1 rRNA gene is annotated in these 520 nt (G+C 49.6%); it reads left to right on the forward strand.

What is annotated here, in order from left to right:
* Positions 1–31: 31 nt before the first annotated feature.
* A 23S ribosomal RNA gene (locus DN062_RS18445) occupies positions 32–520 on the forward strand; the annotation flags it as partial.

Here is a 520-nt window from a genome sequence, read left to right on the forward strand (position 1 = left end):
AATCAATTGAACAGACGCCTTCGGGTTATATGGTCAAGTGAATAAGCGTGCACGGTGGATGCCTTGGCAGTCAGAGGCGATGAAGGACGTGGTAGCCTGCGAAAAGCTTCGGGGAGTCGGCAAACAGACTTTGATCCGGAGATGTCCGAATGGGGAAACCCACCTAATTTATTAGGTATCTTTAAGCTGAATACATAGGCTTTTAGAGGCGAACTCGGGGAACTGAAACATCTAAGTACCCGAAGGAAAAGAAATCAACCGAGATTCCCTAAGTAGCGGCGAGCGAACGGGGAGCAGCCCTTAAGCTGCATTGTGGTTAAAAGAATGCTCTGGAAAGAGCAGCCGTAGAGGGTGATAGCCCCGTATTTGAAAACCTAATTGCAGTGAAAACGAGTAAGGCGGGACACGTGATATCCTGTCTGAAGATGGGGGGACCATCCTCCAAGGCTAAATACTCCTGACTGACCGATAGTGAACCAGTACCGTGAGGGAAAGGCGAAAAGAACCCCTGTGAGGGGAG

Origin of the sequence: Nitrincola tibetensis, assembly GCF_003284585.1 — a bacterium.
In the GTDB taxonomy this organism is placed as follows: Bacteria; Pseudomonadota; Gammaproteobacteria; order Pseudomonadales; family Balneatricaceae; genus Nitrincola; species Nitrincola tibetensis.